The sequence below is a fragment of the Thermoproteus uzoniensis 768-20 genome (assembly GCF_000193375.1).
In the GTDB taxonomy this organism is placed as follows: Archaea; Thermoproteota; Thermoprotei; order Thermoproteales; family Thermoproteaceae; genus Thermoproteus; species Thermoproteus uzoniensis_A.
Genome location: NC_015315.1, coordinates 140,639 through 167,465, shown reverse-complemented (window position 1 = coordinate 167,465; position 26,827 = coordinate 140,639). Strand labels below are relative to the sequence as shown.

Annotated in this window: 29 protein-coding genes; 11 read left to right on the top strand and 18 right to left on the bottom strand. The window is 60.7% G+C overall.

What is annotated here, in order from left to right; translation table 11 throughout:
- Positions 1-47 precede the first annotated feature (47 nt).
- From TUZN_RS00820 to purB, 5 genes are all read right to left on the bottom strand, one after another.
- The gene (locus TUZN_RS00820) at positions 48-1,490 is read right to left on the bottom strand and encodes an NAD(P)/FAD-dependent oxidoreductase (protein WP_052885984.1); all 1,443 of its coding nucleotides are present in this window, start codon (positions 1,488-1,490) and stop codon (positions 48-50) included.
- A gap of 252 nt (positions 1,491-1,742) precedes the next feature.
- Positions 1,743-2,747, bottom strand: coding sequence for an adenylosuccinate synthetase (locus TUZN_RS00815; protein WP_013679012.1), 1,005 nt, complete (start codon positions 2,745-2,747; stop codon positions 1,743-1,745).
- Positions 2,748-2,858: 111 nt separating this feature from the next.
- Complete coding sequence (locus TUZN_RS00810; RefSeq protein WP_013679011.1) at positions 2,859-3,269, bottom strand: type II toxin-antitoxin system VapC family toxin; 411 nt, start codon at positions 3,267-3,269, stop codon at positions 2,859-2,861.
- Positions 3,256-3,486, bottom strand: a complete 231-nt coding sequence (vapB, locus tag TUZN_RS00805; RefSeq protein ID WP_013679010.1) for a type II toxin-antitoxin system VapB family antitoxin — start codon at positions 3,484-3,486, stop codon at positions 3,256-3,258. Before vapB ends, TUZN_RS00810 begins: the two co-directional genes overlap by 14 nt.
- Before the next feature lie 59 nt (positions 3,487-3,545).
- Entirely contained in the window at positions 3,546-4,769 is a 1,224-nt protein-coding gene (purB, locus tag TUZN_RS00800) for an adenylosuccinate lyase (RefSeq protein WP_013679009.1), read from the bottom strand.
- 103 nt (positions 4,770-4,872) lie between these two features.
- Between purB and TUZN_RS00795 the strand changes: the two genes are divergently transcribed.
- On the top strand, positions 4,873-5,766 hold the full coding sequence (locus tag TUZN_RS00795; protein WP_013679008.1) for a winged helix-turn-helix transcriptional regulator: 894 nt from the start codon (positions 4,873-4,875) through the stop codon (positions 5,764-5,766).
- Here TUZN_RS00795 and TUZN_RS00790 read toward each other — a convergent pair.
- Entirely contained in the window at positions 5,756-6,643 is an 888-nt protein-coding gene (locus TUZN_RS00790; RefSeq protein ID WP_013679007.1) for an asparagine synthase-related protein, read from the bottom strand. The two genes, TUZN_RS00795 and TUZN_RS00790, sit on opposite strands and share 11 nt — an antisense overlap.
- A complete protein-coding gene (locus tag TUZN_RS00785; protein ID WP_013679006.1) occupies positions 6,640-7,242 on the bottom strand; it encodes a TTX_0299 family putative ATP pyrophosphatase in 603 nt (200 codons plus the stop codon). Before TUZN_RS00785 ends, TUZN_RS00790 begins: the two co-directional genes overlap by 4 nt.
- Before the next feature lie 92 nt (positions 7,243-7,334).
- Here TUZN_RS00785 and TUZN_RS00780 point away from each other — a divergent pair, with 92 nt between their 5' ends.
- Genes TUZN_RS00780 through TUZN_RS00770 form a run of 3 tightly spaced genes read left to right on the top strand, consistent with a single transcriptional unit; the run spans position 7,335 to position 9,330 of the window.
- The gene (locus TUZN_RS00780; protein ID WP_013679005.1) at positions 7,335-7,889 is read left to right on the top strand and encodes a 50S ribosomal protein L5; all 555 of its coding nucleotides are present in this window, start codon (positions 7,335-7,337) and stop codon (positions 7,887-7,889) included.
- Positions 7,890-7,908: 19 nt separating this feature from the next.
- A complete protein-coding gene (locus TUZN_RS00775; RefSeq protein WP_013679004.1) occupies positions 7,909-8,478 on the top strand; it encodes an ATP cone domain-containing protein in 570 nt (189 codons plus the stop codon).
- A gap of 54 nt (positions 8,479-8,532) precedes the next feature.
- Positions 8,533-9,330 (top strand): DUF169 domain-containing protein, encoded by a 798-nt coding sequence (locus TUZN_RS00770; protein WP_013679003.1) that lies wholly within the window; start codon positions 8,533-8,535, stop codon positions 9,328-9,330.
- 54 nt (positions 9,331-9,384) lie between these two features.
- Here the strand turns inward: TUZN_RS00770 and TUZN_RS00765 are convergent, their stop codons facing one another.
- From TUZN_RS00765 to TUZN_RS00740, 6 genes are all read right to left on the bottom strand, one after another.
- A complete protein-coding gene (locus tag TUZN_RS00765) occupies positions 9,385-10,089 on the bottom strand; it encodes an ABC transporter ATP-binding protein (protein WP_013679002.1) in 705 nt (234 codons plus the stop codon).
- Positions 10,080-10,808, bottom strand: a complete 729-nt coding sequence (locus tag TUZN_RS00760; RefSeq protein ID WP_013679001.1) for an ABC transporter ATP-binding protein — start codon at positions 10,806-10,808, stop codon at positions 10,080-10,082. The genes TUZN_RS00765 and TUZN_RS00760 overlap by 10 nt, the downstream gene beginning before the upstream one ends.
- Positions 10,805-11,770 carry a branched-chain amino acid ABC transporter permease gene (locus tag TUZN_RS00755; protein WP_013679000.1) on the bottom strand — a complete coding sequence of 322 codons (966 nt, stop codon included), beginning with the start codon at positions 11,768-11,770 and terminating at the stop codon, positions 10,805-10,807. Before TUZN_RS00755 ends, TUZN_RS00760 begins: the two co-directional genes overlap by 4 nt.
- The gene (locus TUZN_RS00750; protein WP_013678999.1) at positions 11,767-12,645 is read right to left on the bottom strand and encodes a branched-chain amino acid ABC transporter permease; all 879 of its coding nucleotides are present in this window, start codon (positions 12,643-12,645) and stop codon (positions 11,767-11,769) included. Before TUZN_RS00750 ends, TUZN_RS00755 begins: the two co-directional genes overlap by 4 nt.
- Complete coding sequence (locus TUZN_RS00745) at positions 12,645-13,841, bottom strand: amino acid ABC transporter substrate-binding protein (RefSeq protein ID WP_237698278.1); 1,197 nt, start codon at positions 13,839-13,841, stop codon at positions 12,645-12,647. Before TUZN_RS00745 ends, TUZN_RS00750 begins: the two co-directional genes overlap by 1 nt.
- 323 nt (positions 13,842-14,164) lie before the next feature.
- The gene (locus tag TUZN_RS00740; RefSeq protein ID WP_013678997.1) at positions 14,165-14,968 is read right to left on the bottom strand and encodes a proteasome assembly chaperone family protein; all 804 of its coding nucleotides are present in this window, start codon (positions 14,966-14,968) and stop codon (positions 14,165-14,167) included.
- Between the two features lie 42 nt (positions 14,969-15,010).
- Between TUZN_RS00740 and TUZN_RS00735 the strand changes: the two genes are divergently transcribed.
- Positions 15,011-15,607: an alpha/beta hydrolase family protein gene (locus TUZN_RS00735; RefSeq protein ID WP_013678996.1), complete on the top strand. Its 597-nt coding sequence runs from the start codon at positions 15,011-15,013 to the stop codon at positions 15,605-15,607.
- Between the two features lie 81 nt (positions 15,608-15,688).
- Here the strand turns inward: TUZN_RS00735 and TUZN_RS00730 are convergent, their stop codons facing one another.
- Genes TUZN_RS00730 through alaS form a run of 4 tightly spaced genes read right to left on the bottom strand, consistent with a single transcriptional unit; the run spans position 15,689 to position 20,047 of the window.
- Positions 15,689-16,429, bottom strand: coding sequence for a DUF2192 domain-containing protein (locus TUZN_RS00730; protein WP_013678995.1), 741 nt, complete (start codon positions 16,427-16,429; stop codon positions 15,689-15,691).
- Positions 16,404-16,943 (bottom strand): 50S ribosomal protein L16, encoded by a 540-nt coding sequence (locus TUZN_RS00725; RefSeq protein ID WP_013678994.1) that lies wholly within the window; start codon positions 16,941-16,943, stop codon positions 16,404-16,406. The genes TUZN_RS00730 and TUZN_RS00725 overlap by 26 nt, the downstream gene beginning before the upstream one ends.
- Before the next feature lie 30 nt (positions 16,944-16,973).
- Entirely contained in the window at positions 16,974-17,366 is a 393-nt protein-coding gene (locus TUZN_RS00720; RefSeq protein WP_013678993.1) for a nascent polypeptide-associated complex protein, read from the bottom strand.
- Positions 17,366-20,047 carry an alanine--tRNA ligase gene (gene alaS, locus TUZN_RS00715; RefSeq protein WP_013678992.1) on the bottom strand — a complete coding sequence of 894 codons (2,682 nt, stop codon included), beginning with the start codon at positions 20,045-20,047 and terminating at the stop codon, positions 17,366-17,368. Before alaS ends, TUZN_RS00720 begins: the two co-directional genes overlap by 1 nt.
- Positions 20,048-20,520: 473 nt before the next feature.
- On the opposite strand from alaS, the gene TUZN_RS00710 reads away from it, so the two are divergent.
- A complete protein-coding gene (locus tag TUZN_RS00710) occupies positions 20,521-21,276 on the top strand; it encodes a PD-(D/E)XK nuclease family protein (protein WP_013678991.1) in 756 nt (251 codons plus the stop codon).
- A 137-nt stretch (positions 21,277-21,413) separates the two neighbouring features.
- Here the strand turns inward: TUZN_RS00710 and TUZN_RS00705 are convergent, their stop codons facing one another.
- Positions 21,414-22,400 carry a DHH family phosphoesterase gene (locus TUZN_RS00705; protein ID WP_013678990.1) on the bottom strand — a complete coding sequence of 329 codons (987 nt, stop codon included), beginning with the start codon at positions 22,398-22,400 and terminating at the stop codon, positions 21,414-21,416.
- A gap of 45 nt (positions 22,401-22,445) precedes the next feature.
- Between TUZN_RS00705 and TUZN_RS00700 the strand changes: the two genes are divergently transcribed.
- The 5 genes from TUZN_RS00700 to TUZN_RS00685 all read left to right on the top strand — a co-directional run bounded on the left by TUZN_RS00700 (position 22,446) and on the right by TUZN_RS00685 (position 26,803).
- Positions 22,446-22,994 carry a hypothetical protein gene (locus TUZN_RS00700; RefSeq protein WP_148678540.1) on the top strand — a complete coding sequence of 183 codons (549 nt, stop codon included), beginning with the start codon at positions 22,446-22,448 and terminating at the stop codon, positions 22,992-22,994.
- A gap of 24 nt (positions 22,995-23,018) precedes the next feature.
- Positions 23,019-23,189, top strand: coding sequence for a hypothetical protein (locus tag TUZN_RS11305; RefSeq protein ID WP_193385956.1), 171 nt, complete (start codon positions 23,019-23,021; stop codon positions 23,187-23,189).
- A gap of 204 nt (positions 23,190-23,393) precedes the next feature.
- Positions 23,394-25,769 carry an STT3 domain-containing protein gene (locus TUZN_RS00695; RefSeq protein WP_148678539.1) on the top strand — a complete coding sequence of 792 codons (2,376 nt, stop codon included), beginning with the start codon at positions 23,394-23,396 and terminating at the stop codon, positions 25,767-25,769.
- Between the two features lie 30 nt (positions 25,770-25,799).
- The gene (locus TUZN_RS00690; RefSeq protein ID WP_013678986.1) at positions 25,800-26,597 is read left to right on the top strand and encodes a translation initiation factor IF-2 subunit alpha; all 798 of its coding nucleotides are present in this window, start codon (positions 25,800-25,802) and stop codon (positions 26,595-26,597) included.
- Positions 26,594-26,803: an RNA-protein complex protein Nop10 gene (locus TUZN_RS00685; RefSeq protein ID WP_013678985.1), complete on the top strand. Its 210-nt coding sequence runs from the start codon at positions 26,594-26,596 to the stop codon at positions 26,801-26,803. Before TUZN_RS00690 ends, TUZN_RS00685 begins: the two co-directional genes overlap by 4 nt.
- Positions 26,804-26,827 lie beyond the last annotated feature (24 nt).

Below are 26,827 nucleotides of genomic sequence, written 5' to 3'. Positions count from 1 at the left end.
GAATGTAGTCGAAGTCGCTCGTCGGGAGATCTGATGAACGGCGTTCATTACGCCTTGGCGGAGCCCAAGTACCGCAAGATGCCGTGGGCGGCCAGCACGCCGGTCGCCGCGGCCACGTTTATGCCTCTGGAGAGCCCGGCGCCGTCGCCGGCCACGAAGAGCCCCGGCACAGTCGTCATGAGGTTGGCGTCCACGGCGGGCCTCGCCGAGTAGAACTTTATCTCGGGCGCGTATATGAGGGTCTGGGGGCTCGCGACGCCGGGGGCCAGCTCGTCGAGCCTCTTCAGGCCCTCGATGATGTCCTCCACGACGCGGTGGGGGAGGGCCAGCGATATGTCGCCGGGCGTTACGTCCTTGAGGGTGGGGGATATGCTGGATCTCCTTATCCTCTCCCAAGTGGATCTCTGCCCCCTTTCTAGGTCGTAGAGGCGCTGGATGAGGGGCTTGCCGCCTCCCAGCTTCGTCGCCAGCCTGGCTATGGACTTGCCGTATTCTATTGTGTCCTCCATGGGGTCGGTGAGCCTCAGAGTGACTAGGAAGGCGAAGTTTGTGTTGTCGCTCTTCTTCTCCAGATAGGCCTCGCCGTTCACCCCGACAGTCCCGTCGGAGTACACCTCCTTCACCACGAAGCCGCGGGGGTTTGTGCAAAAGGTCCTCACCTTGTCGTCGTACTTCGACGTGTAGAGGATGACCTTGGGGTCGTGCACCGCGTCAGTCAGCGGCCTCATGACTTGATAGGGCACCTCGACCCTGACCCCTATATCTATGGGTCCGAAGTCGAGCTTGGCCCCCAGCCGCTTCAGCTGGGAGACCAGCCACTCGGCCCCTCCCCTCCCGGGAGCCAGCAGGACGGCCGGGGCCTCGAAGACTCCTCTGTTGGTCTTCACCACGAACCCGCCCCCGCTCCTCTCCACGGTCAAGGCCCAGGTGGAGGTGTGGAGAGAGACGCCGCGGCCCTCCAGATACCGCGTCATGGCCTCGACGACCTTGCGCGACCCGTCGGTGCCCAGATGCCTCTGCCTTATGGGCACGATCCTCGCGTTAACCTTGGCGGCGATTGACGAGAGCTTCTCTATGGCCTCCATGTTGGGCTCGTACACGTCGCCGGGCGCGCCGAACTTGACGAAGACAGAGTCGACGTAGTTTATGAGGCCCATGGCCTTGTCCCAGTCGCCCACCAGCTCGTGGAGGTCGCCCCCCACGTCGGGCCGCAGGTTTATGAGGCCGGAGCTCAAGGTCCCGGCGCCCCCGACGCCGTACATTATATGGCACGGAACGCAGAACGTGCACTTCTCCATGGGCGTCTGCAGGGGGCACACCCTCTGCGATGCGCGGAGCCCTCCGTCGAGGAGGGCCACTCTGAGGCCGCCCGCCTCGGCCAACTCGTAGGCGGCGAACATGCCGGCGGGCCCCGCCCCGACTATGACCACGTCGAACTTCCCCACGTAGGCGTCGAGCGTCTTGAGGCGGGAGAGGTACTGCCCTATCACCGCACCCACCATGATGGTGCTTAAAAACATGCCGCCGGAAACGGTACAGGGGAGGTGGCGGGCCGACAACACCAGAGACAGACCCTCCGGCGCTCCGGCCTTAATTTAAACATATGATTAAAAACATGCCGTATCTGAATTATTAATCCGGCGAATTGTTTAAGTACATAGTGTATATAGGCCGGCTTTGGCCATCTACGTACCGGCCTCAGCAACGCGGCGTGTCGATACAAGCCTTCCGGCCCGCTCGGCCTATAGAAGCCCCTTCGCCCTGCGTAGATCCACCATGTGTTCTGCCTCCGGCCCCGTGCCCAGCAGAGTGACTGGCTTCCCGAGCTCCGCCTCCACTTGGTCGACCCACTTCCTGGCCTCCGCCGGGAGGTCCTCCCACCTCGTCTTACCTGCGGCGTCCTTGAAGAGGGCGTCGAGCTTGGTTATGGCTATCTGCGTGGGCGAGTTGAGCAAGACGGCCCTCCTCGCGAGGTCTAAGTTGAAGGGGGCCGCCCTCCTGGGCCTGCCGGTCACCGCGCCTCTCTCGACCCATCCCCTCCTCTCCGCCTCCTCGGGCGGGAGCTCCCCGGGGAGAGGACCGTTGCCCACCCTCGTCACGAAGGACTTGAAGACCAACACCACCTCGTCGACGTCCTTGGGCCCCACTCCTGCCTCGCTGGCTATGCCGGATGCCGTCGTGTCTCTGCTGGTGACGTAGGGGTAGGTGCCGTGGTAGAGCGAGAGGAAGGTGCCTTGGGTCCCCTCGACGATAACGCCGCGGTTTTTGTGCTCCCGCACCATCGCGGGGACGTCGGCCAGATAGGGCTTGAGCGCGTCGAACTCCCTCGCCAGCTTAAGCCTGCGCAGGACTCTGTCCACCATGGCGGCCCCGACGCCCTGCCCCGTAGAGCCCACAGTCTTCATGAGGAACTCGTCGCTCCTCTCCCGCTCCACGTGGGCCTCCTCGATCACGCCCGTGTTGAAGTCGACGAAGCTCCTCCCCCGGCCGAATCTGCCCGCTTCCGAGAGGAAGACGTCGACCTTGATCAAGGCCCCGGGCGCCACCGCCAGCTTGGACTCTTGGTTGACGAAACAGGCGGGCAGGCTCCGCAACACGGCGGCCTCCCCCCTCCAGACGACGGTATGCCCGGCGTTCGGGGCGCCGGTCCTCACGCAGAGCGACGGCTTGTCGGCCGCGGCGAGGTACGCGACGACCTTTCCCTTGCCCGTATCGCCGAAAAACCCGTCGACCACTATATACAGCATATGTCAGACATCAGCCCCACTTTTAAACACAGCCGTTCCAGACGCCTCCTCGCGGCCGCAGGCGAAGATCCCACTTGATTAGGCGCCGTCTGGGGGCGGATCTCGGCAGGCCTACGGCGGCGCGTCGCGGCTTATCACGTCGACGCCCGACTTGGCGGCCGCCTCGGCTTGTTTCTCGTCCAGCGTCAGCAACGGGGCCTCTCGCCTCAGCGCCTGGGCTATGTACAACGCGTCGTACACGGTGATGCGGAGGTCGAGCGCCAGCCTAAACGCGTCGGGAAGGTAAGCCGCCTCGGGCTCCAGCTCTATATTCTTCTCGACCAACGACAGGAGGATCTCCAAGAGCCTCAAGGCCGCGCTCCTATCCACGAGGCCCCTCATATGGGCTTTCCAGATAGCGTTTGCGGCCTCCTTCACTACTAGATCCACCGAAGTCGACCTGGCTATATACCTCGAAATCGTTCTCCAACCCGGCTCCTTCAAGAGGAAGGCGGATAGGGCCGACGCGTCAACGACTATCACGATCCTCTCTTACGGAGCCGGCGGAGAAGCCCCGAGGCGCCTCGACCGGAACCGCCTCGAGCTCCTTCAGCACCCGCTCCATGTTCTCCTCCGCCTCCAACTGCCTGATCCGCTCCTCGACGAATCTCCTCAACTCCTCGGCCCAGTTTACTCTGTCCCTATACTTGGCCATCTTCTCCTTAACCTCGCGCCGCACTTTGAAGCTCACGACAGCCACGGCCGTCTAGGTCTACCCAAATATAAACTTATTGGTCTACCCATAGCGGCGGTGCAGGTCTACTGCGGACAAGCCTCCAGCGCAAGCGCCGAATCTATCAACTCCCTTACCGGCCAGCCGCGCGGTAGCTCGCCGCTTCCTCCCTCGGCTCTGGCGGCCCTATACGCCTCGGCCCTCCGCATGCCCTTCCTGACCAGCTCCAACATGCGGAACTCGCTGGTTATTTGGGGCAGAGCGGCCTCCAGGTTGCGCCTGACCCTCTCCTCGTCGACGTGGAGGGTCCTCAGAACGCGGGCCGTCGTCGCCAGTATCTCGTCCACGGCCAGCAGGGCCTCGGGTATCCAGACCCTCTCGTTGGCCGAGTTGGTCAAGTCGCGCTCGTGCCAGAGGGCGATGTTCTCGTGGGCGACCACCAGGAGGGATCTGACGTACCGCGCAAGGCTCACTACCCTCTCGCTGTTGGTGGGGTTGGCCTTGTGGGGCATCGCCGACGATCCCCCGCCCACCGTCTCGAACACCTCGCCTATCTCGGGCCGCGAGAGCTCCCTCACCTCAGTCGCCAACCTCTCGGCGAAGCCCGCCAAGAGAGCCAACGCCGAGGCGAGGAAGGCGAACGACTCCCTGGGGGCGACTTGCGTGGAGATGGGGTGGAAAGGCACGCCGAGCCTCCTCGACACGGCCTCCCTCAGCTTGAGGCCTAGCGGTCCCCAAGACGCCATGGTGCCCACGGCTCCGCCCAGCTTCCCTCTCACGTGCTCCTCGGCGGCGTAAAGCGCCCTGCAGGCTATGTAGAGTTCGTAGTAGTAGTTGGCGAATTTGAAGCCCAAGGTGATCGGCTCGGCCCACTGGCCGTGGGTCCTCCCCACCGCCGGGAGGTCCGCGTATTTCAGCGCCAGCCTCCTCAACTCCTCGGCGACGGCGCGGCCCCTCTCCTTAATTGCCCCGAGCGCTCTCCTTATCAAGAGAGCCCAGGCAGTGTCTATCACGTCGTTTGACGTAGCGCCGTAGTGGACGAAGCGGCAACCGCTCCTCTCCTCGAGGAGCTGGACCAACGCGAGCACGTCGTGCCTCAGCTCCCTCTCCAGCCTGTAGACCTCCTCGGCTGAGATGGACGCGCGCGACGCCGCCTCGCAACACCCCCTCTCGGCCACGCCCAGCTCCTCCAAGGCGCAGACCAGGGCCCTCTCGACCTCGAGGTACGCATCGACGATCGACTGCCTAGAGAACAGCCTGCGGAGCTCCTCCGAGCCGTACCGCCAATCGAAAGGAGATATGGGCTCCATACGGTACAGCCTCCCTAAAAATATTTGGGGATCCGTCGGCCGGCTCTGACACAACGCGGCTCTACGGCAAGTAATACCTAAAACCCTCCGGGATTAAGCTCCCGTGTGTATTGATGCGGTGAGGGCCTATTCGCCCGAGTCTGAGAAGGCCGCCAAGAGGCTGGGGATAAGGCTCAGCGACGACGCGGACTTCGTCTTGGTCTACGGCGCCGACCGCGAGATATTGGAGGCGTTGAGGGGCAGGGACGAGGTGGTGGTGGGCATCTCGCCTAGGGGCGTAGACGCCGAGCTAGCCTTCGCCTCGGAGGATCTCTACCCCCTTGTGGCCTCCCGCGCCGAATGCACCGTGGTCAAGATCCCCAGACTACACGCCGAGTCCGGCGGGTCCTTGGTGAGGGCAGTCAACGAGGTGGCCATATTCCCCAGGAGGTCGGCCGCCTTGACCTCCTACAGGGTAAGCGTGGACGGCCGGATCCTCTTCAGCGACGTCGCCGACGGGGTGCTGGTGTCGACGCCGCTCGGCTCCTCCGCCTACGCCAGATCAGCTGGGGGCTCCGTGATAGATCTGGAGGCGGAGGTTCTGGAAATAGTGCCGGTGAACTCGACCGCCAGGAGGCCGCCCTATATAGTCCCCCTAGGCAAGAGAATAGAGATATCCGACGTGAGGTCCAGATTCCTGCCCGAGCTGATCGCCGACGGCCGCGTGAGGATCCCGCTCGCCGACGGGAGGGCAGTCGTGTGGGCGGGCTCCACGGCTAGGCTGTTGAGGCCCGTAGTGGCCAGGAAGGAGGCCGAGCCGGCCGGGAGGCTCTCGCCCTCCATGAGGTACGTCCTCAAGACCCTCGAGGAGAGGGGCCCCCTCACGTCTAGATCGATAGCCGAGTTCACCGGACTGCCCTTAAGGACCGTCGAATACGCCCTAAACGCGTTGAGGAAGGCCGGCCTGGTCGAGGCGAAGATAGTAGGCGGCTTGAGGGTCTACTCGGTCAAGCCCTAGCGTAGTACCCGCACATGGGGCAGTAGCCGTCCCTCAGCTTGTACCCGCACACGGGACACGGCGACTCCTTATCCCTCTCGTAGGTCAAGCCCCTCTCCCTAAACGCCTTGTAGAGGTACTTCGCCGCGCCCTGGACGGGTATATCGGCGGAGTAGCCCTCGGCCCTACGCGCCAGGACGTCGTATAGGGCCGAGAAGCCGCTGCCGACCTCTATGGGGTCCTTCCGCCTCCACACCACCGAGTCGGGCAGAAGGCCTTGGAACTGCCTCCTCACGACGTATTTCCCCACGCCGCCCCTCACCTTCTCCTCGGCGGGTACGGACAGGGCGTACCGAACCACCTCGGGGTCCAGATAGGGGGCGGCGACCTCGACGCCGAGCGCCTTCCCCACGTCGAAGGCGCAGAAGTACCACCTGCCCTCGGCCAGCCTGCGGATATACTCGTCGAGCTCCCTCGGCTCCATCCTCTGCATGTATTCGTACCCCGCAAAGAGCTCGTCGCCCCCGTCGCCGGTGCATATCCTTCTCACGCCCATCTCGGCGGCGGCCCTCATGCTGACGTACGCGGCGGCGCAGTTGACGACCTCCATGGGGTTGAAGACCTTGAGGATGCCCACCACCTCCTCGGCCGCCTTCACGGCCTCCTCCTCGCCCACCCAGCTGACGACTACCCTCAGCCGCAGAGCTCTCGCCACCTCCATGAGGTGCGGCACGTCGGAACCCGGCGCCGGGGCGTACTGTGTGTTGAACCCTACCGGCTTGAGGCCGGCTTTGGTCAAGGCCCAGGCCACCGTGGCGGAGTCGAGGCCGCCGGACAGCAAGACGCCGTCGCAACGCGCCCGCGAAGCGGCAGCGGCCAGAAGCTCGGGGAGGCTCATAGGTGGGCTATATAGTAGTCGCCGTATTTCCTCACATCGCGGCATCTGTAGGTTATGCCCTTGCCCCCCACCTTGACGACTAAGGTGTGGTACTCGCCGCGCTCCCCTATGGGGTCAGCCCCCAACGCCCTCGTCTTTGCGAGGAACGCCTCGGCGTTGTCGCGGCTCACTAAATCGCAGACCAGATCGGCGACGTTGGCGCCTATGACGAGGAAGTCCAGTGCCCCGGCCTCCCTCAACAACAGCTCGCCGGGGTCGAGGCCCCAGAGAGGCTCCTTCAGCCTAGCCCCGGCCTCGCCGGCCAGCCTCTCCATGTAGCGCAGGTGGTCCTCGACGGCCTGGTCCCCAGCCACGAGCTCCGAGACGCCGAGCTTCCTCAGAAACGCGACTTCCTGCTCGAACTCGCGGCCTTTGTCGACCTTGAGTATCGCCAGAGGGATCCCCATCGCGGCGGCCAGCTCGACGACCTTGTGGAGGTTCAGCAGATGCGGCGACGGCCTGGGGAAATCGTAGATAAACGTAATGAATATGTCGACCGGCCACTCCAGCAACGCGGCGTAGACGCTGTCCTTTCCCCCCGAGAACAGAGCGGCCTTCACGGGCCGTATCGGGCTGCTATTAAAATATTGGACGTTAATCCCGCAACCCGGCGCCGGGCGAAACTATTTAAAGCGGCCCCTATTGAGGGGCCATGTCGGCTTTAGCCCAGAAGAGCTGGAAGGAGCTGGTCTTGGTTAAGGACCACCCAATGAAGCGTATATACATAGAGAAGGTTGTGGTCAACATAGGCGTCGGCGAGGGGGGCGAGAGGCTCGAGAAGGCGAGGGCTCTCCTGGAGGAGTTGACGGGCCAGGCGCCGTCGGTCAGGAAGGCCAAGAAGAGCATAAAGGAGTGGAACGTGAGGAGGGGCGAGCCGATCGCGGTGGCCGTCACGTTGAGGAGGGACAAGGCCGTGAAGTTCCTCGCCAGGGCTCTGGAGGCCGTCAACAACAGAGTTAAGGCCTCAAGCTTCGACGATAGGGGCAACGTGTGCTTCGGCATTAAGGAACACATAATGCTTCCGGGCGTCAAGTACGACCCGGCGGTGGGCGTCTGGGGCATGGACGTCTGCGTCAGGCTGGCCAAGCCGGGGCTGAGGGTCCAGTTGAGGAGGCGGAGGAGGGGCGAGGTGGGCAAGGGCCAGATCGTGACGAAGCAGGAGGCGATAGAGTTCTTCCAGAAAGTCCTCGGCGTGCAGGTAGATTAATAAGGTAGTCAATTCCCTAGTGGTTAAAGTAGTCAAGAGGTCGGGGAAGGAGGAGGAATACCTCGACGAGAAGGTCTACAAGGCCCTCCTCGACGCGGGCGCCAGCGACGAGGTCGCCCGCGAGATAGTGAAGGAGCTCGACGAGTGGCTGAAGAGCGGCGGGCGGGGCAAGATCTCGACCGACGAGATTAGGAGGTTCGTGTTGACGAGGCTGAGGCGTCTGGAGCCGGAGGTCGCCGATGCCTGGCAGTTCTACGACAGAGTGTTCAAGGGCAGGATAACCTTCGAGGACGGGAAGGCCGTCGTGGTGGAGAAGGGCCGCCTCTACCTCGGCCGGAAGGTCAAGGACGTGGGCTCCAAGGGGCTCTCAACCGCCGAGGAGGTCAAGGAGATACTGGACGAGCTGAGGGAAGATATGGAGTACGGACTGTCGCCAAAGGTCGTCAACGCCAGGCTATACGCGCTCTTTATGGGCGTTCTGAAGAAGAAGGACATGCCTCCGGAGGAGAAGAGGAAGGCCGTCGAGCTCATAAACAAGTTCAGGGAGGAGCTCGGGTGGAAGCCCTACGAGCTGAAGAGGCCGATCTAGGCTTTTGGCAACCAGCACGGGCATACTATTTTAAATAAAGTTAGAATGCGTGTTATGGCGTCGCTTGACGAGATCAGACAGCAGGGTAGCACATTAAGGGAGGTCTTGGGCTTGGCTACGTGGCCTATAGGGATCAGATTCTGTAGCAGAGGCGAGCAGTGTGGGGGCACCGGCTTCAAGAGGCCGTATAGAGATCTCGGCATTAGAGTTGCGTTTTGCCAAGCCATAAACATCGCGAGGACGTACGGCTGGAAGCTGGCGATAGGCCTCGAGGACTCCTATTGCATGATAGGCGCCGAGGCTTTAGGCTTGACCAAGACCTATCTGGACTACATAGACAGGGATATACCGAAGTGGCACACGTCCGACAAGGGTGCTATGGAGAGAATAGTCTCTGTGATGCACGCGAGATTTCTGGAACCAGGCTCGACGGAGCTCGTGTTGATATCGCCGCTGGATAGGATAGACTTCGAGCCTCACGTCGCGGTCATCTACGGCCTACCTGCGCAGATAGCGACGGTGGCGAAGGCCTTAATATGGAACGGCGTTATGCCGGGCGAGATTACGTATATAGGGATGGCCTCATGTACGTTGATACCGTATTCGCACAAGTACGGCAAGGTCCAGATAAACATACCGGGTACCGGCGAATTGATACTCGGGAGGACGGAGAGCCACGAGGTGAGCATCGTGATCCCGGCCAAATACCTACACCTAATAGTTCCCGGCATAGAGGCCGTGAAGAGGATACACCCGTATCCTTTGGCTAAGTTCTCGCTTTATGAGCCCAAGGTTCCGAAATGGTACGAGGAGCTGACCTTCGACTATTATAGAAAATCCGTCGACCAGTGACACCGACAAGAAGTCGGAGGCCCTTGGGATTGTATCATTGGGTATCTCCCTCTTCTAAACGCCTAAGTAGGCCTTTTTCACGTGATCGGATTCGAGAAGATCGGCGGCTGGGCCTGACAAGACTATTTTTCCATTCTCTAGCACATATCCCGTATCGGCTACGGCCAGCGCCGCGGATACGTTCTGTTCGACCAACACTATCGTGATGTTCTCCTTTATCTGTTTGAAGGTTTCCAAGAGCTCCGACACCACCTTGGGGGCCAGACCCGCCGAAGGCTCGTCAACGAGGAGCAGGCTGGGCCTGGACATCAGCGCTCTGGCGATAGCCAGCATCTGTTGCTCGCCCCCGCTGAGAGTTCCCGCCTTTTGTTTCCTCCGTTCTTTCAGCCTCGGGAAGAGCGTGTAGACATAGTCCAGCGAATCGTGCAGGTGTTGTCGAGCTCGCTTAATATAGGCGCCCATGATGAGGTTTTCCTCAACCGTCATGTTGGGGAACAGCCTCCTCCCCTCGGGGACGAGGACTATCCCGAGCTCGACCTTCTTATGGGGCGGCATGTAGGTCACATCGTTGCCGTTGAACGTGATGCGCCCCCTCCACGGCTTGACTACGCCCATTATCGAGAGAAGAGTAGTCGTCTTCCCGGCGCCGTTAGGCCCTATAAGCGCGGTTATGCTCTTGTCGTTCGCCTCAAGAGATATATCGAACAGCACCTGCACCTTCCCGTATCCGGAGCTCAGCTCCTCGACCCTCAACGCCATGGCTTCCCCAGATATATCTCCACCACTACCGGATTGTTGAGGGCGATATTGGGCGGCCCCTCCGCTATAACTCTGCCTTGGTGCATTACGACGACTCTATGGGCCAGTTGCACTACGGCCTTCATTCTGTGCTCCACGAGGGATAGGGCCGAGATGCCCTTCTCCTCGACTATCTTCCTAATCAGCTTGGTCATATTATCGATCTCGCCGGGGTTGAGGCCGGCCATGACCTCGTCCAGCATCAAGAGTTTGGGCCTCCCCGCCAGGGCTCTGGCAAGCTCTAGAAGCCGCAATTCGTTGAAAGTGAGCCTGCCAGCCAGCTCGTTGGCCCTTCTGCCGAGCCCGACATAGTCGACGACCTCTCTGGCGACCTCCCTCGCCTTATGGAGATCGTAACCGCCGTTGAAGACGGCGCCCACGATAACGTTCTCCAATACTGTGAGCTCCGGAAACGGTCTGGGGACTTGGAAAGCCCTCGACATGCCTAGCTTGGCCCGGGCATACGCCGGCAGATTGGTTATATCGCGGCCCTCGAATAGAACTCTTCCTCCGTCTGGCTTATAGACGCCGTTGATGACGTTCAGGAGCGTGGTTTTGCCGGAGCCGTTGGGGCCCACGATAGCCACGAACTCCCCCCGATCCACTTCGAAACTCACTCCGTTTAACGCAACGAGGCCCCCGAACTTCTTGGTCACGTTCTCTACCACGAGTAGCTTCATGGCACCCAGTCCCTAAGCTTGAGGGGCAAACGCGTCCTCAGCTCACCTATTATTCCCCTAGGCGCGAACAACACCAACAGCAACACCAATAATGGGGTCACCAACGACTGGTAGTTCGGGAAGAACTGCCCGACGAAAAGCCTCAGAGGGACGTAGAGGAGTCCCCCGGCGATTGCGCCGGTGACGGTGCCCGCGCCGCCGAGGAACATGACGGCCAAGCCATCTAGGATGTAGTCTACCTTAAACGCAGTGTCGGGGAATACTTGTGTAGCCGCCAGCGGAAAAACGGCGGATCCTAATAGAGCTGAGAATATAGAGCTGAGCGTAAACGCGAGGAGTTTGTACTTTGTCGGGTTTATGCCCATGACCTTCGCCGCGTCTTCGTCTTGCCTAATTGCGGCGAGCGCATATCCCGCCTCTTTGCTTTGGAGCAGATAGGTGGCTACCACGGCCAGGAAGCCGGTGGCGAGTATCAATACGGTGGAGCCCACCGTCGAGAGGAACAGTGCCGTGTCGCGGCCATATTCCTGAAACATGTTGTAGCCGAGGACCAAGCCAGAGCTACCGCCCCATATCCCTGCCCCTATTATTAGGTCCTTCAACGCCTCGTTTATTCCTATAGTCGCTATGGCGAAATAGGCGCTTCTTAACCTCAACGCGACTGCTCCTATGGCCAGCGCCAGCCCTCCCGCGAGCGCCATCCCTAGGAGTAGCCCCACCGGCAGGGTCCATACGCCGAGCTGGGGCATATAGGCTATAGCTACCCCTAGCCCGTACGCCCCCATAGCCAGAAAGGCGGCGTAGCCGAAGTTGACGTAGCCCGTAAGCCCGACGAAGATGTTGACCGCCTGGCCCAGCGCCATGTAGAAGGCTATAGTCGCTATCGTCTGCGACATGTCTGGCTTTATGAAGGCTAAGACGAGCAAGGAAGAATATGTGGCCAGCGGCAGATAGGGCTTCATGATCTGAAAAGACCTGTGGGTCTGAACAATAGGAACAGTATCAATATGACGAATCCTATAAACAGAGACATCTGGTACGGTCCGGCGAAACCCAATCTGCTGAAAAGCGGGTATCCCAACGACAGTATCTCGCCGAATATAAGGCCGGCTATGTAGGCGCCCATAGTGGACTCTAGGCCGCCCATGACGGCTATCACGAACGCCATTAGGGTATAGGGATCGCCCATGTAGGGATTTATGCCGACAGGTATAAACAGCGTCAATAACACCCCGCCGGCCGTCGTCAAGCCTATGCCGATAGCCGTGCTCAAGGCAAATACCCTATCTACGTCTATGCCCACCATCTGCGCCCCTACCGGATCCTGCACGACAGCCCTTATAGATCTGCCGAAGTTTGTCCTATAGAGCATCAGCTGGAGGAGAAGCGCTATAGACAGCGCAGCCGCCGCGCCGGCGAGCTGGGAGAACTGTATGACGTAGCCCGAGACGGCCACCGACCCCACGTTCCAGGTGAAGCCCACCACGTCAGGTCCCCACACTATGCGCGCGATCTCTGCTATGAGGGAGCCCAACGCGAAGAGCGCCACCAAGACGTGTAGCTCGCCGATTTTGCTGAGGGGCTTTATTATGGCGTAGTACAATGCAAGGCCCATCAACATGCCGAAGAAGAGACCTGCGAATATCGACAGCAGAGGGGGATAGGCCCATAGCACGAAGAAGAAGTAGGCCGTGTAGGCCCCCAACATGACGAAGGAGCCGTGGGCCACGTTTATTATCCTTAATATGCCGAATATGAAGCTGAGCCCTATGGCTATCAATCCGTAGATCGATCCGACTATTAAGCCGTTCAAAAAATAGGGGATTAGGTCGATCATCAGGGTTTGCAGAGCTGGCCGGCGGCTTTTTGGCTCCAAGTCAGGGATGGGTAAAACGGCTTGCTCTGCGCTGCCGACGAGGGCCATATGACCACTCTCTGGCCGCCCTGCCACTGTGTCACTACCATTGAGTGGGCCACATTGAGGCCGTTCGTGGCGTTCATCTTAAATTCGCCGAAGAAAGTCATAAAGTCGGAATTGGCGAGGGCTTGCCTCACTAGGTTAGGATCCACGCTGCCCGCCTTCTGCACGCCGTAGAGGAGCACCAATACGCCCTCGGCGGCCCACCCCGCCTCGTAGCCGGGTTCAACTGTCTTGCCCGACATCTGCTTCGCCACTTGCTCGAAGTAGTTGATGAACTCGTCGCGAGTTGGGCCAAACCAATCAATGCCCTTCTGTTTAGCCAGTTCGGGGCTGTAATTTACGCCGGGCTCCCAGTGGGACGGCCCCACTATACATTCGGCCAAAGTCCCGAGGGCCTTGTAGTAGTCCGGCACCAGCGGAGCTACGGTCAGGGCGATTAGTTTAGCTGTCACGTTCTGTTGGTAAAGTGTCTGCGTAACTAGCTGTCCGTCCGCGTAGTGGGCGGCGACTAGTATTATGTCCGGATGGGCGTTCTTTACGTCCAGTACCTGAGAGGTCACGTCTTGGGTCGTCGGCGGATACGGATCGTAGACCACTACCTGGAAGCCTAGCTGTTGCGCATGCGTTTTAGCGCCAGAAGCGACGTAGCGGTCGAACTCATCGTCGCTGTAGAGTATCGCCACGGTCTTGGCGGACGGATCTATGGATCTGACCATATCTAGGACGGACCAGAAATAATGGCTCGCTGGGGAGGCTACACCTATTACATATTTAAAGCCTTGCTGGAATATACGGTCGGAGGAGGCGCCCACCACGGCCATCAACACGCCGTATTTCTCGGCCACTGGCGACACCGCGATGGCTAGATCGGACCCATAGGGGCTCAATAAGAAGTTCACGTGATCTTGGGTTATGAGGCTCTCGGCTATGCTCGCCGCTAGTTGCGCGTTGGATTGGCTATCCCTATATATAAGGCGGACCTTGACCATCTTGCCGCCGCAGTTTATGCCTCCATGATCGTTAATCCAATTCACGGCGGCCATAGCCCCCCACAAGATGTATTGACCCTCGGTGGAGTACCTCCCGCTTATTGCTGCGGGCGTGCCTATCACGATCACGTCGGGGCATCCAGCAGTCGTCGCAGTAGCCGATGACGTGAATGAAGCTACCGACGTAGATGATGGGGCTGAAGTAGCCGTCGAGGTGGCCTGAGTAGGCGGAGGAGAGGGTGGGACTGCTTGCTGAGATTGAAGCACTAGATATGCGGTAACCGCTATAACCAAGACTGCTACAACAATACCGATAATAATTATTTGCTTCATACTTCTACGATATTTTACTGGTTTTTAAACATTAGTGTGGTGTTAAAGTATTCCTATTTAATAACATCTGTCTAGGAAACTATAACAAAGGTGATATGTCGTTACACTCCAGGCTATATCATTAGGGGTATCTCCCGCTTCTGCTGGGCCGGTTGCATCAAGGCCTCTATGTTCTTCTCGACGAGGAACGCGTATTTCTGGGCGTGTTCCTGTAGCTTGGAGGTGTCTATCTGCACGCCGGTTATCTTGCTCACCGCATCTATGAGCTTGAGGGCCGCCGCCACGTCGGGACCTACCCTGCCCACGAGGTCGTTGAGTATGAGCATTACGTCCCTATGGCTGCCTATCTTGCCGCTCTCAACGAGCCTCTTGACCGCCGTGAGGAGCTTGGACTCGGCCAGTATCAACACGCCGTCTATGGAGCGGCCCAGAACGGCGTCGAGGAACGCCCCCTCGAGTCCGGCCACGGTGGCCTCCTTGAGCGGCACGAGGCCGTAGGACTGGAACCTCTCCACGAGGTGCTCCTCCGTGACGAAGTAGACGGAGTCGCCTTCGCCCACGGCGGCTGTGGCGGAGAGGCACACGACGTCCCGCACCTTGTTCTCCTCGGCCCAGTCCAAGACCTTCCCCACGAACTCGGCGTATATCTGGGGCGGCACCGGCATGTGTTGCCTTATGGCGAGCAGGCCGGAGTCCTTGCTGTAGAATATCCTGTGGGGTAGCTTGGCGGCGCCGTTGACCACAGCCACGACGGGCGGCAACTCCGGTATCCTTATGGCGCCGATCTCCTCCATCTTGAGGAGGTCGATTATGTACTCGACGGCTATCACCCCGGCCAGAGAGGGCTCGGGGCAGGCCAAGAGCAGGCTGGTCCTCCTGTCCCTCGGCAAGGCGCTTATCTTGAACTCCAGCTTCATGCAACCGTCGTAACTGTTATTTTAAAAACACTATCTTGTGCCATGAAGGCGATCGCGTACCACGGCAGGGGCAGTTCCCCCGAGAAGATAGACTGGCTTATTGAACCTCTGAGGGGGCTCGGCTACGAAGTGGTGGCCCCCGCCATTAGGGACGTTGCGGACGCCTACGAGATAGGCCTCTCGTCGTTGCCCGTGGACGTCGCGGCTGGCCACAGCATGGGCGGGACCGCCGCTCTCCTCCTCGCCGCGAGGAACCCGGGGAAGGTGGGCTGCGTCGTGTCTGTCGCTGGGCCCGTCGACAGGAGGCTCCAGTTGCAGTGGCTCGAGAGCAAGGGCGACAAGTTCTCTAAGAGGCTTGCCCACGAGCTGGCGGCGTTGGGCTCCCAGCTCGACGAGACGTCGCCGTCGCGCTATATAGGCCAGGGCATGCCGCCGGTGCTCTACATAAGGGGCGATAGAGACGACGTGGTGCCGAGGGCCCATATAGATATCTTGGTAGGCCTCGCCGACAAGTTCGGCTTCCACGTAGACGTGGTGGAGATCGCGGGCATGGGCCACACGCCGAAGACAGACGAGGAGAAGGAGAAGATAGCCAGAGTCATCGCCAACTTTGTCGAGAAGTGCGCGAGGAGGCCCTAGCCCCTTTCCTGACCTCATAGGCATGGACGCCTCTAATCGCCGTACTCTCGGGCGCGGAGATCGCCGAGGATGTAGCGCGGGCTAGGAGACCTTGGGTATTATCCCTTTCCCCGCGATTAGCCTGTTCACCTTGGCCTTCTCGACCTTGTAGACGTTGACGGCCACCTCCTTTATCAGCTTGTCGGAGGGCTTGCACTTCTGGAAGCCGAGCTGTAGGCAGTAGCTGTACTTGTATATCTTGAGGTCGTTGGGGCTCCTTATGGCGTCTGTCGCTATGAGCTCGGCGACTTTATACGCGGTGTAAAACGCCATATACCTCACGAATTTCTCCTCAAGATCGGGGTACACAGCCTCCGCCGTCCTGACGGCCTTCACGAAGAGAGGCTCGGCGAAGATTCCCAAGACAGTGCCGGTGAACGCATACCTCAAAAAGCGGAAGATCTTGTCCTCCAGATCCTTGCCCTTTATGTCCGCGACAGACCTCTTTATATTTCCCTTAATCTCGTCGGTCACGACCTCCGTTATGTTCTTGACTATGTCGAGGACTGCGTGGGCCTTGTTTTCTATATAGAAGAGGTTGTCCAGATCGCCGGGCGCAATGACGCCGGCGCCGTAGACGCCGACTATGTGGACGGTGGCGAGCTCCTTGTCGAATATGGACTCTGTGGAGAAGCCCCTCAACGGCTCCACACCGCGCTTCTTGTAGGCCTCTCTGAGGGCCTCGACGAGCTCCAGCCTGGAGGCTACCTCGCCCCTCAGCGCCTTCTCGAGGACCTCCAGAGCCGCCTCTACCCTTTCACGATGCAGCTTTTTTATCTCCATTTTTGGGCTCGACGATCAGCCTTGTGGGAAGCGGTAGTTTCGACGCGGCTCTCCTCAACGCCTCCTTGATATGCGGCAGGTGCTCCGGCTTGAACTCTATGGTCATGAGGACCTGGCCCCTCTCCACTCTGGCCGCCCTGCCGGCGGGCGAGCCGAAGTTCAGCCTCATGCCCTCCTGGAGGCGGTCGGCGCCTGCCATGGCCAACATCTTGTTCTCCCTAAGCACGTGGTGGGGGTAGACCTCGAGGCGGAAGTAGTAGTTGGCGTCGCCGACCTTCACGGAGAGGTACTTATACGCCATCTGGCGTGCCGCCTCCAGCGCCTGCGCCCTGATCTGGCCCCGCGCCTCCACGACCAGCCTAGCCACCATGGTGAAGCCCTCTCTGGCCGACGGCGACGTGTTCCCCATGTCGAACTTGGGTATCTGCACGTAGGGGGCCCCGTGTATGTAGTCGAGCCTCGTGTAGGGAGGCCCCTTAATCCTCCTGTAGCATCTAGCAGGGCGTACTGGCATGAGGAGGAGGAAATCCCCCTATTTAAATCTCTAAGCTTGGCTCCCCGCTTTCTTCCTCTGCATCAACAGCATCACGGCCTGTACAAGATCGCCCTTCGTCTCCTTCAGCGCCTGCTCCGCCTCCTCCCTCGTGGCGCCAGTCTGCTCCATCACCAGGCTGATGTCCTCGTCCGTCGGCGTGTAGCCGCCGGCAGTCTGTTGCTGGACTTGCCTCTTCTGGGTCTTGACGGAGCTTTCCTGGGCCTGTACCTGATAGACCAGGATCTTGTTGGGGAGCCTCAACAAGGCGACGGCGGGCCCCTCTATGCGCAACACGTCGCCGTTCCTGAGGCCTATCTCCACATAGGCGGCGTCGACCTCCTCCATCTTTATCCCCATCCTCTTCAAGTAGCGCTCCAGCTCTCTGGGGTTTAGCGAGAACATCAGCCCAACAAATTCCTGAGGGCTTTAAGTATGGCCTCCACGTCGCCTTGGTAGACGCCTTGGGCGAAGGTCTTGGAGCCGCCTCCCTTGAATCCGTGCTTCCTCAGCTCCGCGGCTATGGGGCCCACGTCGATCTCCCTGCCGCTGTAGAGCTCCAGCTTGTCGCCTCTCCTCACGACAAGCAACAGGCGCGGGTTCTTCGAAGTGGCGTGGGCCGCGACGGCCTTCGCCAGATCCTCGTCGTCGAGCTCTAGGTAGGCTAGGTCGGCCTTCGGCAAGCCCTCCACGCGTAGCCTCTCGGCCAACAGCTCCGCATACGACGCGGCGAGCTTCTTGTACCTCCTCTCGAGGTCGGCCGCCTTGTCCAGATATTTGGCCAACTGAGCCGGGACGTCCTCCTTGCCGGAGCCCAGCGCCTTGGCGACCGCCGAGAGGTCTGCCTCCATCTTCTGTATGTAGTCCACGGCGTATTTGCCCGTCGTGAAGATGAAGCGGATGACGCCGTCGGCTATGCGCTCCACGCGGACTATCTTTATCGGCCCTATCTCGCCGGTGCTCGACAGATGGGTCCCGCCGCATGCCTGGACGTCGTAGGGGCTGTCCTCGGGCCCTATCCTCAAGATCCTTATCTCCCTCGCGGGGACGACGCCGCCTTGATATATTATGAAGCCGAACTTGGCCTCGGCCTCGTTCCTCGGCATTATCAACGCCTTGACGGGCAGGTTAGACATGACCACCTGGTTGGCGAGCCTCTCTATTTCGGCTATCTCCTTCTCCGTCGGCAACTTGTAGTGGGTCACGTCGAGGCGGCTGTAGGGCACGTCCTTCTGGGCGCCCGCCTGCCATATATGCTTCCCGAGGACTCTCCTTATGCTCTGTATCAACACGTGGGTCCCCGTGTGCATCCTCATGAGGGATATGCGGCGGTCCCAGTCTATCTCGCCGTAGACCTCCTCCCCCTCTCTAGGCGCCGGCCCCTCTATGACGTGGATTATGACGTTGCCCAGCCTCTGGACGTCGACGACCTTGGCCTCGCCCCCGCTGTGCCTCAAGACGCCTCTATCGGCGGGCTGGCCTCCGCCCTCCGGGTAGAACACCGTTGCGTCGAGCACCACGTACCTCCCGTCTATCACCCTCAAGACCTTAGACCTCGCCGAGCGCCTGTAGGGATCCTCGTAGAACAGCTCCCTCGTCCTGGGCAGATCGGCCACCTTGGCCAGCTCTATGGGCACCTTCGCCGCCTCCCCGCCTCCGGCCTTCCTAGCCTGGTGCCGCGCCGCGAGCCGCGAGTAGAAGTCGTCGGGGACCTCGGCGTCTGCGCCGAGCTTCCTTGCGGCGTCCCTCGCCACCTCCGGCGGCACGCCGAAGCTGTCGTAGAGCTCCACCAGATCCTCGGCGCTTAGGGCCCTCCGCCCCGCCTTCTCCAAGGCTTTCTTCACCAGCGACGGGGCGGCCTTCAAGACCTCCTTGTACTTCTTCTCCTCCAGATCTATCAGCTCCAGAATCACGTCGCGGCTCTCCCAGACCTCGGGGTAGTCCTCCTTGAGGTACTTCAGATGGAGGTCGAACAGCTCCACTAGGGGGGCCTCTATTCCGGCCAGCCAAAGCCCGCGGAGCGCTCTGCGTATGAGGAGCCTGGCGAGGTAGCCGGCGCCTGTGTTGGAGGGCACCACGCCGTCGGCCACCATCCAGGAGACGGTCCTGCTGTGGTCCGCGAGCACGTAGAGCGCCTCCTGGGGCCTCATGACGTCGCGGAACTCCTGCGGGGAGACGCCTATCCTTTTGGCCACCTCGTCGTAGGCCTTCTCGAGGCCGAGCACCTCGGGGTCCATCTGGCCGAAGAAGACCGACGCCTTGCCGAGGAGGTCGGCGGGCGGCTCCGGCACGCCCAGCCTCTGCCTAGCCGCCGAGAGGAACGGCCCGAAGACTGCGTCGTACACCGTCGGGGATCCCTTCGCCATCCAGTATATGCGCTCGAGGCCGTAGCCGGTGTCCACTATCTTCAGCGGGAGCTCCACGTACTTCCCGTCCTTCACCTCGTAGTGCATGAACACCAACGTAGCTACCTCGAGGCCTCTCACGAGAACCTCGAACGACTCCCCCGCGTTCCCTCCGCCCTCCCACACCGATTCCTTAAACGTCACCTCGTCCTCAGCTATGCCCAGCTCCTTGGTGAAGAACTCGTAGGCGTACTCGGTGGTCTCGCCGATCCAGTAGACGTATTTGTCGGGGTAGTTGAAGGCGTGGTGCGCCATCATCTCAAAGCCCGTGAGGTGCCTCCCGCTCCTCCCCACCTTGTCCACGTCGGTCAGCCTTATGGACGGCTGCGAGATGGTCAGGGGATTGGCGGGGGGCGGCACCGCGCCGCTGGTGACCCAAGGCTGGAAGTCGTATATCGACGCGCCTACTAGGAAGACGTCGTCCCTCCACCGCGCAACTACGGGATACCTCTTTATCCGCGTATGTCCCCGCCTCTCGAAAAACGACAAGAACCGCTCCCTCAAATCCCTTATACTGTCGACTGCGACTCTTATGGGCGAGTTGCCTATAAAGCCGTAGGGGACGCAGGGCTGGTCCCCGCAGTATATCTGGTCCGCCCTCTTCGTCCAGAAGTACGACCTACATAGGGGACACTGCTTCCTGTGGAAACGGCCCACCTCGAAGAGCTTGGTGGAAAGCACGGAACGGCTGAATTGAACCTTATTAATATTTGGCGTCACTCAAGCCAGCCGGCGGCGTCTGGAGATCGCCGAAATGGAGGCCGTACCAAGCCCTCAGACCCCTCGTTCCAAAAGGCGAGGCCGGCTCCTCCTTATAGCCGTGTGGCGCTTACCCGAGCGTCCAACAAGCGTATCTGTAGATTCCCGCGAGATTTCTAGCCTTAGCCGCAGCAGTTGCCGAGGAATTCCGGCATAAATATTCGCGGAGAGGGTAGAGGCGCCCGTCGTTGAAAAATAGGCAGTGCGGCGCCGCATTTTTAATAAAATTGAGGATCGATAAACCTTAGGGCCGATGCCTCGCGATCGCGAGGCCGTCATAATTAGCGGACTTGCCTTACGTCGCGGCGGCCGTTGCGGCGCGGGCATTGCCCCAGCATAGGCGTTGTATATCCGAGGGATTATAGGGTTTAAATAATCTGGTACCTCCTCTATATGTGGGTTCTGATCTGAAAAGGGAGATCCTAGCGTTGTTGAGGGAGGACGAGGAGTTTAGGTATGCGGTGATGGGGCTCCTAGGAATCGCGGATATTAGGGCGTCTATAGACAAGCTAGTGAGGGCAATTGGCGAGTTGAAGGACGTCGTTGCTAAACACGGCGAGGAGATCGGCGAGTTGAGGAAGGCCGTGGAGGCCCTAAGCAAGTCGGTCGAGGGGTTGAGGAGTTCGGTTGATAGTCTGAGGGGGACCGTCGAGATTCTGTCGAGATCCTCCGAGGATTCGAGGAGAGTAGTGGAGGTCTTGAGCGAGGACGTTAGAAGGCACGGAGAGGCTATACTCCTCATGCAGAACACCGTCGAGAAGCTAGCTTCGTCGGTAACGGCGTTGGGCTACCGCTATGGGCTATTCACCGAGGAGGCCTTTAGGGAGTCCGTCAAGTATCTGGTGAGCGACTTGCTCAAGGTCTACCAGGTTCGGCGCTGGACTTATTTCGACGGCGAGGGCGTCGTGTTCGGCCATCCCTCCGTCATCGATGTAGACGTCCTCGTTAGGGACAACGAACACGTGCTCGTCGAGTACAAGGCCGCCATAGACCGCGGGGATGTGGCCGAGCTGTATAGAGAGGGCCTTCTCTACGAGAGGGTTAACAAGGTGAAGCCTAGGCTACTCATAGTCGGACCGGCGATCAGGAGGAGGGCGCTTGAGCTGGCCGAGGAGCTGGGCGTCGAGGTCAGGGCGCCCGAGGTTATCTAGCCGTCTGTCGGCGTAGGTCCTCCTATCCCTTCCGCCCGGCGCGGCCTCGACATTAGCCGAGGCGCCGAGATCCCGGCCGTCAGAGAGCGGCGTCGGTTGATGCGGGCGGTTGCGTCCTAGCCGGGGTTGCGGGGTAGTTAGGTCAGCTCCGCTGAAGTCCTCTCACTGTTCGGCTGAACCCCCTTCTCATCATACCGTATCGGGACGCATTGGGTTTTTATGTTGCTGGGGCACTGCCCTATGACGTAGAGGACGTCGGGCGCGGCGAGCTCCAAGAAGGCCCTCAAGGGCTTGTCTGGGTCCAGCAAGGGGGCCTTGACGACGGCGCCGGCCGCGTATCTGTGGCCGCCTCCGCCCATGGCCGCGGCTATCTTGGTGCAGTCGTACCCGCTCCCCCTCTCGGCGCCGCAGTACAGCCTGTATCTGCCCCTGCCCAGCTTCACGAATATGTTGACGTAGACCGCGCCCTTCTTCTGTAGGGCTATGGCGAGCGATCTGTACGATATGGGTAGCTTGACCGCGCTGTACACGGCGAGCGTCTTTCTGGCCGGTATGGCCTGGGCCAAGGCGTCCACTATTGCCGCCAGCTTCCTCCCCCTCTCGACGAGCGCCGCGATCGCCGGGTCCTCGAGGGCCTTGAGGCCCTTCTCGGCTAGGGCTCTGGCGACTAGGAGCTTCTCGCCGTATTTGGCGTAGCGGACGGCGAGGTCGAGGTCCCTCACGGCGTCGTCCACGATGTTCGCGGTGTCGGTCTGCCGGGCGGCCTCCGCTATCTCCTCGGCTACCGGATCGCCGGAGAGGCCGAGAGCCTTTAGGGCCAGCACTGCCGAGGCGGGCGCCTCGGGGTCGTAGAACTCGGCGGCGGCGCACGGCTTGTTCGTCACGTGGTGGTCGGCGCGCAGATCGGCCTTGCCGGGGCAGGGCAGGTCGGCGACGAAGTTCCACCGGAGCCACTTGATCCAGCGCCCCTTCTGGACGTCGGTGGGGTACGCGAGGACGACGACGCCGTCAGGGTGCCTTCTGAGGAACAACGCGGCCGACGCTATGCCGTCCACGTCGTTGGCGTCGCAGAGTGCCAGCGGCCTTCCGGCGATCTTGGCGTAAAGCGCGTCGAGGAGCCTCACGGCAGAGGGGCGAAGGATATTTAAATAGCCTACGCCGGATTGGCGTTGGAGCTGGGCTTCGTGGGGCGCCGGCGGTGTTTCGAGGAGGCGAGGAGGTACGTCTTCGGGCTAGCCTACGGCCCGCGCGACGTCACCATAGTCGATTCCGCCCTCGGCGGCGACGGCGTGGCGTTGGACTGCTCCGGCGACGTCCCCCTCCAGCTCTTCTCGGGCCTCAGCTCTGTCCTCCCCGGCGCGGAGCTCGGCGTAGATCTCGGCGCGGTTAGGAACGGCTTGGTCATGGTCTGGCGGGGCAACCCCCTGCTACACGCCGTGGTTTCCGCCGACGTTCTCAAAAAAATCCTGTCCGCCGTCAAGGGCGTGGCCGAGATATCGGTTGGCTTCTCCCCCTACGTTGACCCCTCGGAGCTGTTCGGCGGTCTGAAGACCCTCTGCGGGGCGGCTCCGCGCGTCAAGCTGGTCGACGAGAGGAGAGCCTCGCGGGGCCGCTACTGGCTGAGGCGGAAGTACCCCGGCCTCGCCGAGGACGAGATAGACGCCTTGAGCTTTGTCTTGTCGCAGGGTATTGCACTGGACATATGCCGGAAACCTTAATAACTCTGGGCGGATCCAGAAGTGGTGTACACGGTTAGGTGCGTTAGTTGCGGCTTTGAGCTCTACAGGGGCCCCGAGCCCAAGACCGTGGAGGCCGTCGCGAAGATCTGGGGCGGCTACTGCCCCAAATGCCTCTCCCCCATAGAGAGGAGGCCGATAAAGATAGCGGCCAAGCTCCTGACAAGGCCCCGATAGGATTGCTTCAGCCCGGCGCATATTTAACGGCCGGTTGCCCCCGCATCCGCAACCTTGGCGGCGTAGGCCTTCTGTCCAGAGGTTGCCGAGCCCCGGGTGATATCCCCTTTTGCTCTTCGGACGACCTGGGGAGCACGGGGCCCGAGCTGGCCATTCGGCCCGGGGACGCCGGAAAAGTATCTTAATAAAGCCCCCGTAATCCCTATGGCTCTCACCGGCAAGAGCTCCTCCGCCCAAGGCGCTCAGACAAGCGCCTCGGCTGGGGGAAGAGACCTTCTCTGGACAGGAGTGGTGGCCAGCGCACTCGTCGCCTCGTTCGCTATGGCTCTCTACTTCAGGATGTACAGGGTCTTCTACTGGGGCTGGTGGATAGACGAGTTCGACCCCTATATAAGGTACTACCTGGCCCTCTACACGTTGCAACACGGCATATCTTGGTGGTTCAAGGGCGCGTACTTCCCGGACTTCTGGTATCCCTGGGGCGTCGACTGGGCCCGCGTCCTAATACCGGGCGTCTCCCTCTATGGCCTCTCCGTGTACTTCCTGCTCAAGCCCTTCGGCTTCGACCTATGGCACGCCGTGGTCGTGGCCCCGGCGCTCTACAACGCGCTCGCCGTCTTCACCATGTACTACTTCGTGTCGCGGTTCTCCGACAAGAAAGCCGCCGTCTTGGCCGCGTTGCTGACAGCCATAGCCCCCACCTACCTGCAGAGAGGCTTCGGCGGGTGGTTCGACGACGAGGCGTTGACGCTCTTCCTGGCCCCGCTCGGCCTCGGTCTCTTGATAGAGGCCCTCAAGAAGAGGCCGGTCCTATACGGGGTGTTGGGGACCGTCGCCATAGGCTTCATTGCCTGGACTTGGGGAGCCCAGTTCTACATCTGGAATTTAGTCGGCCTCTCGGCCCTCGTGCTGGTAGCCTACGCGGTTCTGAGGGCCGCGCAGGGGATGTCGCCCGGATTCTCCACGAGGAACCTCGCCATATCGTACGCCATATTCTACTTCCTCTTCGCCGCGTTCGAGTCGGCAGTGCTGAGGTATGGCCCGCACATGCTCAAATCTATATACAACTTCATACCGACCCTCGGGTTGCTGGCCGTCGTGGGCTACTACTTCCTGGAGGCCAGGGTGGGCTTGGCCCGGTCCTATAGATTCCTCAAGAGGTTTGCCTGGGTCATAGCCGCCGCGGTTGTCCTGGTCGCCGCCTCGATACCCATACTCGCCTACTTCCACGTGATATCGGGCAAGTTCCTGGCGACCATACTGCCCTTCGGCAGGTCCGCCATAGTGCAGAGCGTGGCGGAGCACACCTACTCCACCTTCCAGCTTGAGCTCGGCTCCTACGGGCCCGTGATACCGTTCATAATAGCCTCCATACCCTCACTTGCCAGCCCCTACGCCCTGCCGCTTCTGGCCTACCTAGTGACCGGCAGCTACACGGCGGTCACCGAGGTCCGTCTTCTGATACTCGTAGCCCCGGCGGCCGTCGCCGCCGCGGCCGTCGGCATGGCTCAGTTGCTCAAAATAAGGAGGTTCGGCTGGGCCGTTGCCTTGATGGCGATAGCCTCGCTGGCTTTGTTCACGGCGTTGGGCTGGGGCACCGCCACCTCTCCCCAGCAGATAGTGGTGTCGGCGACGGCCGGTCCCTCGGTTCCCAGCGCCGACTGGCTCGACGCGCTTATGTGGATGGCTACCAGGTTGCCGCCCAACGCGTCGGTGGCCGAGTGGTGGGACTACGGCTACTGGGTCACCATATTGGGCCACCGCCCGAGCCTCGCCGACAATTCGACCATAAACTCGACGCAGATAGGCACCATAGGCCTGGCCTTCATGTCGCCGGTGGAGACGGGGATAAACATATTCTCGAAGGACCTCAAGACGCACTACATAGCGGCCTTCATGCCTTGGAGCGCCCTCTGCGCGTATCCGGGCTATAGCCAGTTCGGGCTGTGGAGTAGCCAGATAGTCCAGCTGGGCAACGCGACGGGCTGGTTCGCCCTGCCCTTCTGCACCTTGGTCCCCGAGATACCTGCCGGCGGCGACTTCCTCAAGTCGTACTGGATGGCGCAGATAGCTAACCAGATATACGGGACGGACGTGACCAAGTTCGGCCTCCCGGCCAGCTACGCCCAGCATCTGGCCAACCCGTTCGGCTACTTCTTCACCGGCACGTCCCAGACCGGGCCCTACTTCGTCGTAGGCAACCAGTTCCTCATAGTGCCGCTCAACCTCACCGCGTTGCTCTACACAATGCTCTTCAACATGGAGAGGGTCTACTGGATGTGGACGACCTACAGCCCCTACGGCTACCCGACGTGGATATTCGCCGGGGTGCCGGCCGCCAATATATTGACGGGCAACGAGACCTACGTGCCGTGGGACGTCTACTACGCGTACGCCAAGATACCGCCGCAGAACCAGGTCATATTGGGCTCTCTCTGCACAGTCTCCTCGGCGGGCTTCTGCTACCCGATTGCAGGGCTCAACGCCACGGGCTTCGCCACCACCTCGCTCCCGCCCAACTTGAGGCTGGTCTACGTCTCTAAGCCCTACGGCTGGGTCGTGGTGTACCAGATAACCTAAAGTTTTTATAGAGAGGCCTCGGGGCAGGCTATGAAGTTGGCTCGCAAGGATCTCCCCGACGTGGGGGAGCTCGTGATAGGGACCGTGAAGAAGATCGCGGACCACGGCGTCTACGTATTCCTCGACGAGTACGAGGTCGAGGCGTTTGCGCCCACGCAGGAGGTGGTCCAGTCCTGGTTCCACAGCATAAGGGAATACGTCAAGGAGGGGCAGAAGGCCGTGTTCAAGGTCACCTCGGTCAACCCCAAGATGAGGGTCGTGGAGGTGTCGTTGAGGAGGGTGAGGGAGCAGGAGAAGGAGAAGAAGCTGTTGCAGTGGAGGAGGGAGCTCAGGGCGTACAAGCTGTTGGAGCTGGCGGCCTCGAAGGCCGGGATCCCGCAACAAGACGTCCTCAAGTTGCTCTGGTCCTTTGAGGACGCCTTCGGCGATCCCCTCAAGGCGTTCGAGGAGGCCGTCAAGACGGGGCCGGAGGTTTTGAAGGCGCTGAAGCTCCCGCCGCGGCTGGAGGAGGCCGTCCTCGAGATAGCGAGGCAACACGTGGAGCTCCCCGACGTCAAGATCTCGGGCATTTTGAAGGCCGTCAGCATAGAGGGCGACGGCGTTGATAGAATCCGCGAGGTGCTCAAGGCGGTGGAGGAGGCCGTCAAGAAGAAGTACCCCAACATATCGGTGAAGCTATACGTCGTGGGCCCGCCCCGCTACCGCATAGACCTAGTGGGCAAATACCCCAAACAGCTCGAGGCGGCCTTCAACGACGTCTCCCAAGCCCTCCAGGAGGCCGCTAAGAGGCATAAGGTGGTCGCGTCCATACAGCGCATCGAGCAATGAGATCTCTATTACGGCGTTGCGCCAAATGCGGCGCGTATACGCTGAGGAAGGACGTCTGCCCTAAGTGCGGGGGGCCTCTAGAGGTGCCCCACCCGCCCAAGTACAGCCCTGAGGACAAGTACCAGATCTACAGGATAAAGATGAAGGTCATGGCCGGGAAGATGCCGGTCAAGGAGGAAACACGCCTGAAGATCTTGTCGTCGTAAATAGTATACATATACATAGCGAGG

Coding starts and splice junctions, on each gene's coding strand:
- TUZN_RS00815 (WP_013679012.1), bottom strand. CDS start 2,747: ATGCTGTATATAGTGGTCGACGGGTTTTTCGGCGATACGGGCAAGGGA.
- purB (WP_013679009.1), bottom strand. CDS start 4,769: ATGGAGCCCATATCTCCTTTCGATTGGCGGTACGGCTCGGAGGAGCTC.
- TUZN_RS00790 (WP_013679007.1), bottom strand. CDS start 6,643: ATGAGCCTCCCCGAGCTTCTGGCCGCTGCCGCTTCGCGGGCGCGTTGC.
- TUZN_RS00780 (WP_013679005.1), top strand. CDS start 7,335: ATGTCGGCTTTAGCCCAGAAGAGCTGGAAGGAGCTGGTCTTGGTTAAG.
- TUZN_RS00770 (WP_013679003.1), top strand. CDS start 8,533: ATGGCGTCGCTTGACGAGATCAGACAGCAGGGTAGCACATTAAGGGAG.
- TUZN_RS00765 (WP_013679002.1), bottom strand. CDS start 10,089: ATGGCGTTGAGGGTCGAGGAGCTGAGCTCCGGATACGGGAAGGTGCAG.
- TUZN_RS00760 (WP_013679001.1), bottom strand. CDS start 10,808: ATGAAGCTACTCGTGGTAGAGAACGTGACCAAGAAGTTCGGGGGCCTC.
- TUZN_RS00755 (WP_013679000.1), bottom strand. CDS start 11,770: ATGAAGCCCTATCTGCCGCTGGCCACATATTCTTCCTTGCTCGTCTTA.
- TUZN_RS00750 (WP_013678999.1), bottom strand. CDS start 12,645: ATGATCGACCTAATCCCCTATTTTTTGAACGGCTTAATAGTCGGATCG.
- TUZN_RS00740 (WP_013678997.1), bottom strand. CDS start 14,968: ATGAAGCTGGAGTTCAAGATAAGCGCCTTGCCGAGGGACAGGAGGACC.
- TUZN_RS00735 (WP_013678996.1), top strand. CDS start 15,011: ATGAAGGCGATCGCGTACCACGGCAGGGGCAGTTCCCCCGAGAAGATA.
- TUZN_RS00730 (WP_013678995.1), bottom strand. CDS start 16,429: ATGGAGATAAAAAAGCTGCATCGTGAAAGGGTAGAGGCGGCTCTGGAG.
- TUZN_RS00725 (WP_013678994.1), bottom strand. CDS start 16,943: ATGCCAGTACGCCCTGCTAGATGCTACAGGAGGATTAAGGGGCCTCCC.
- TUZN_RS00720 (WP_013678993.1), bottom strand. CDS start 17,366: ATGTTCTCGCTAAACCCCAGAGAGCTGGAGCGCTACTTGAAGAGGATG.
- TUZN_RS00695 (WP_148678539.1), top strand. CDS start 23,394: ATGGCTCTCACCGGCAAGAGCTCCTCCGCCCAAGGCGCTCAGACAAGC.
- TUZN_RS00690 (WP_013678986.1), top strand. CDS start 25,800: ATGAAGTTGGCTCGCAAGGATCTCCCCGACGTGGGGGAGCTCGTGATA.
- TUZN_RS00685 (WP_013678985.1), top strand. CDS start 26,594: ATGAGATCTCTATTACGGCGTTGCGCCAAATGCGGCGCGTATACGCTG.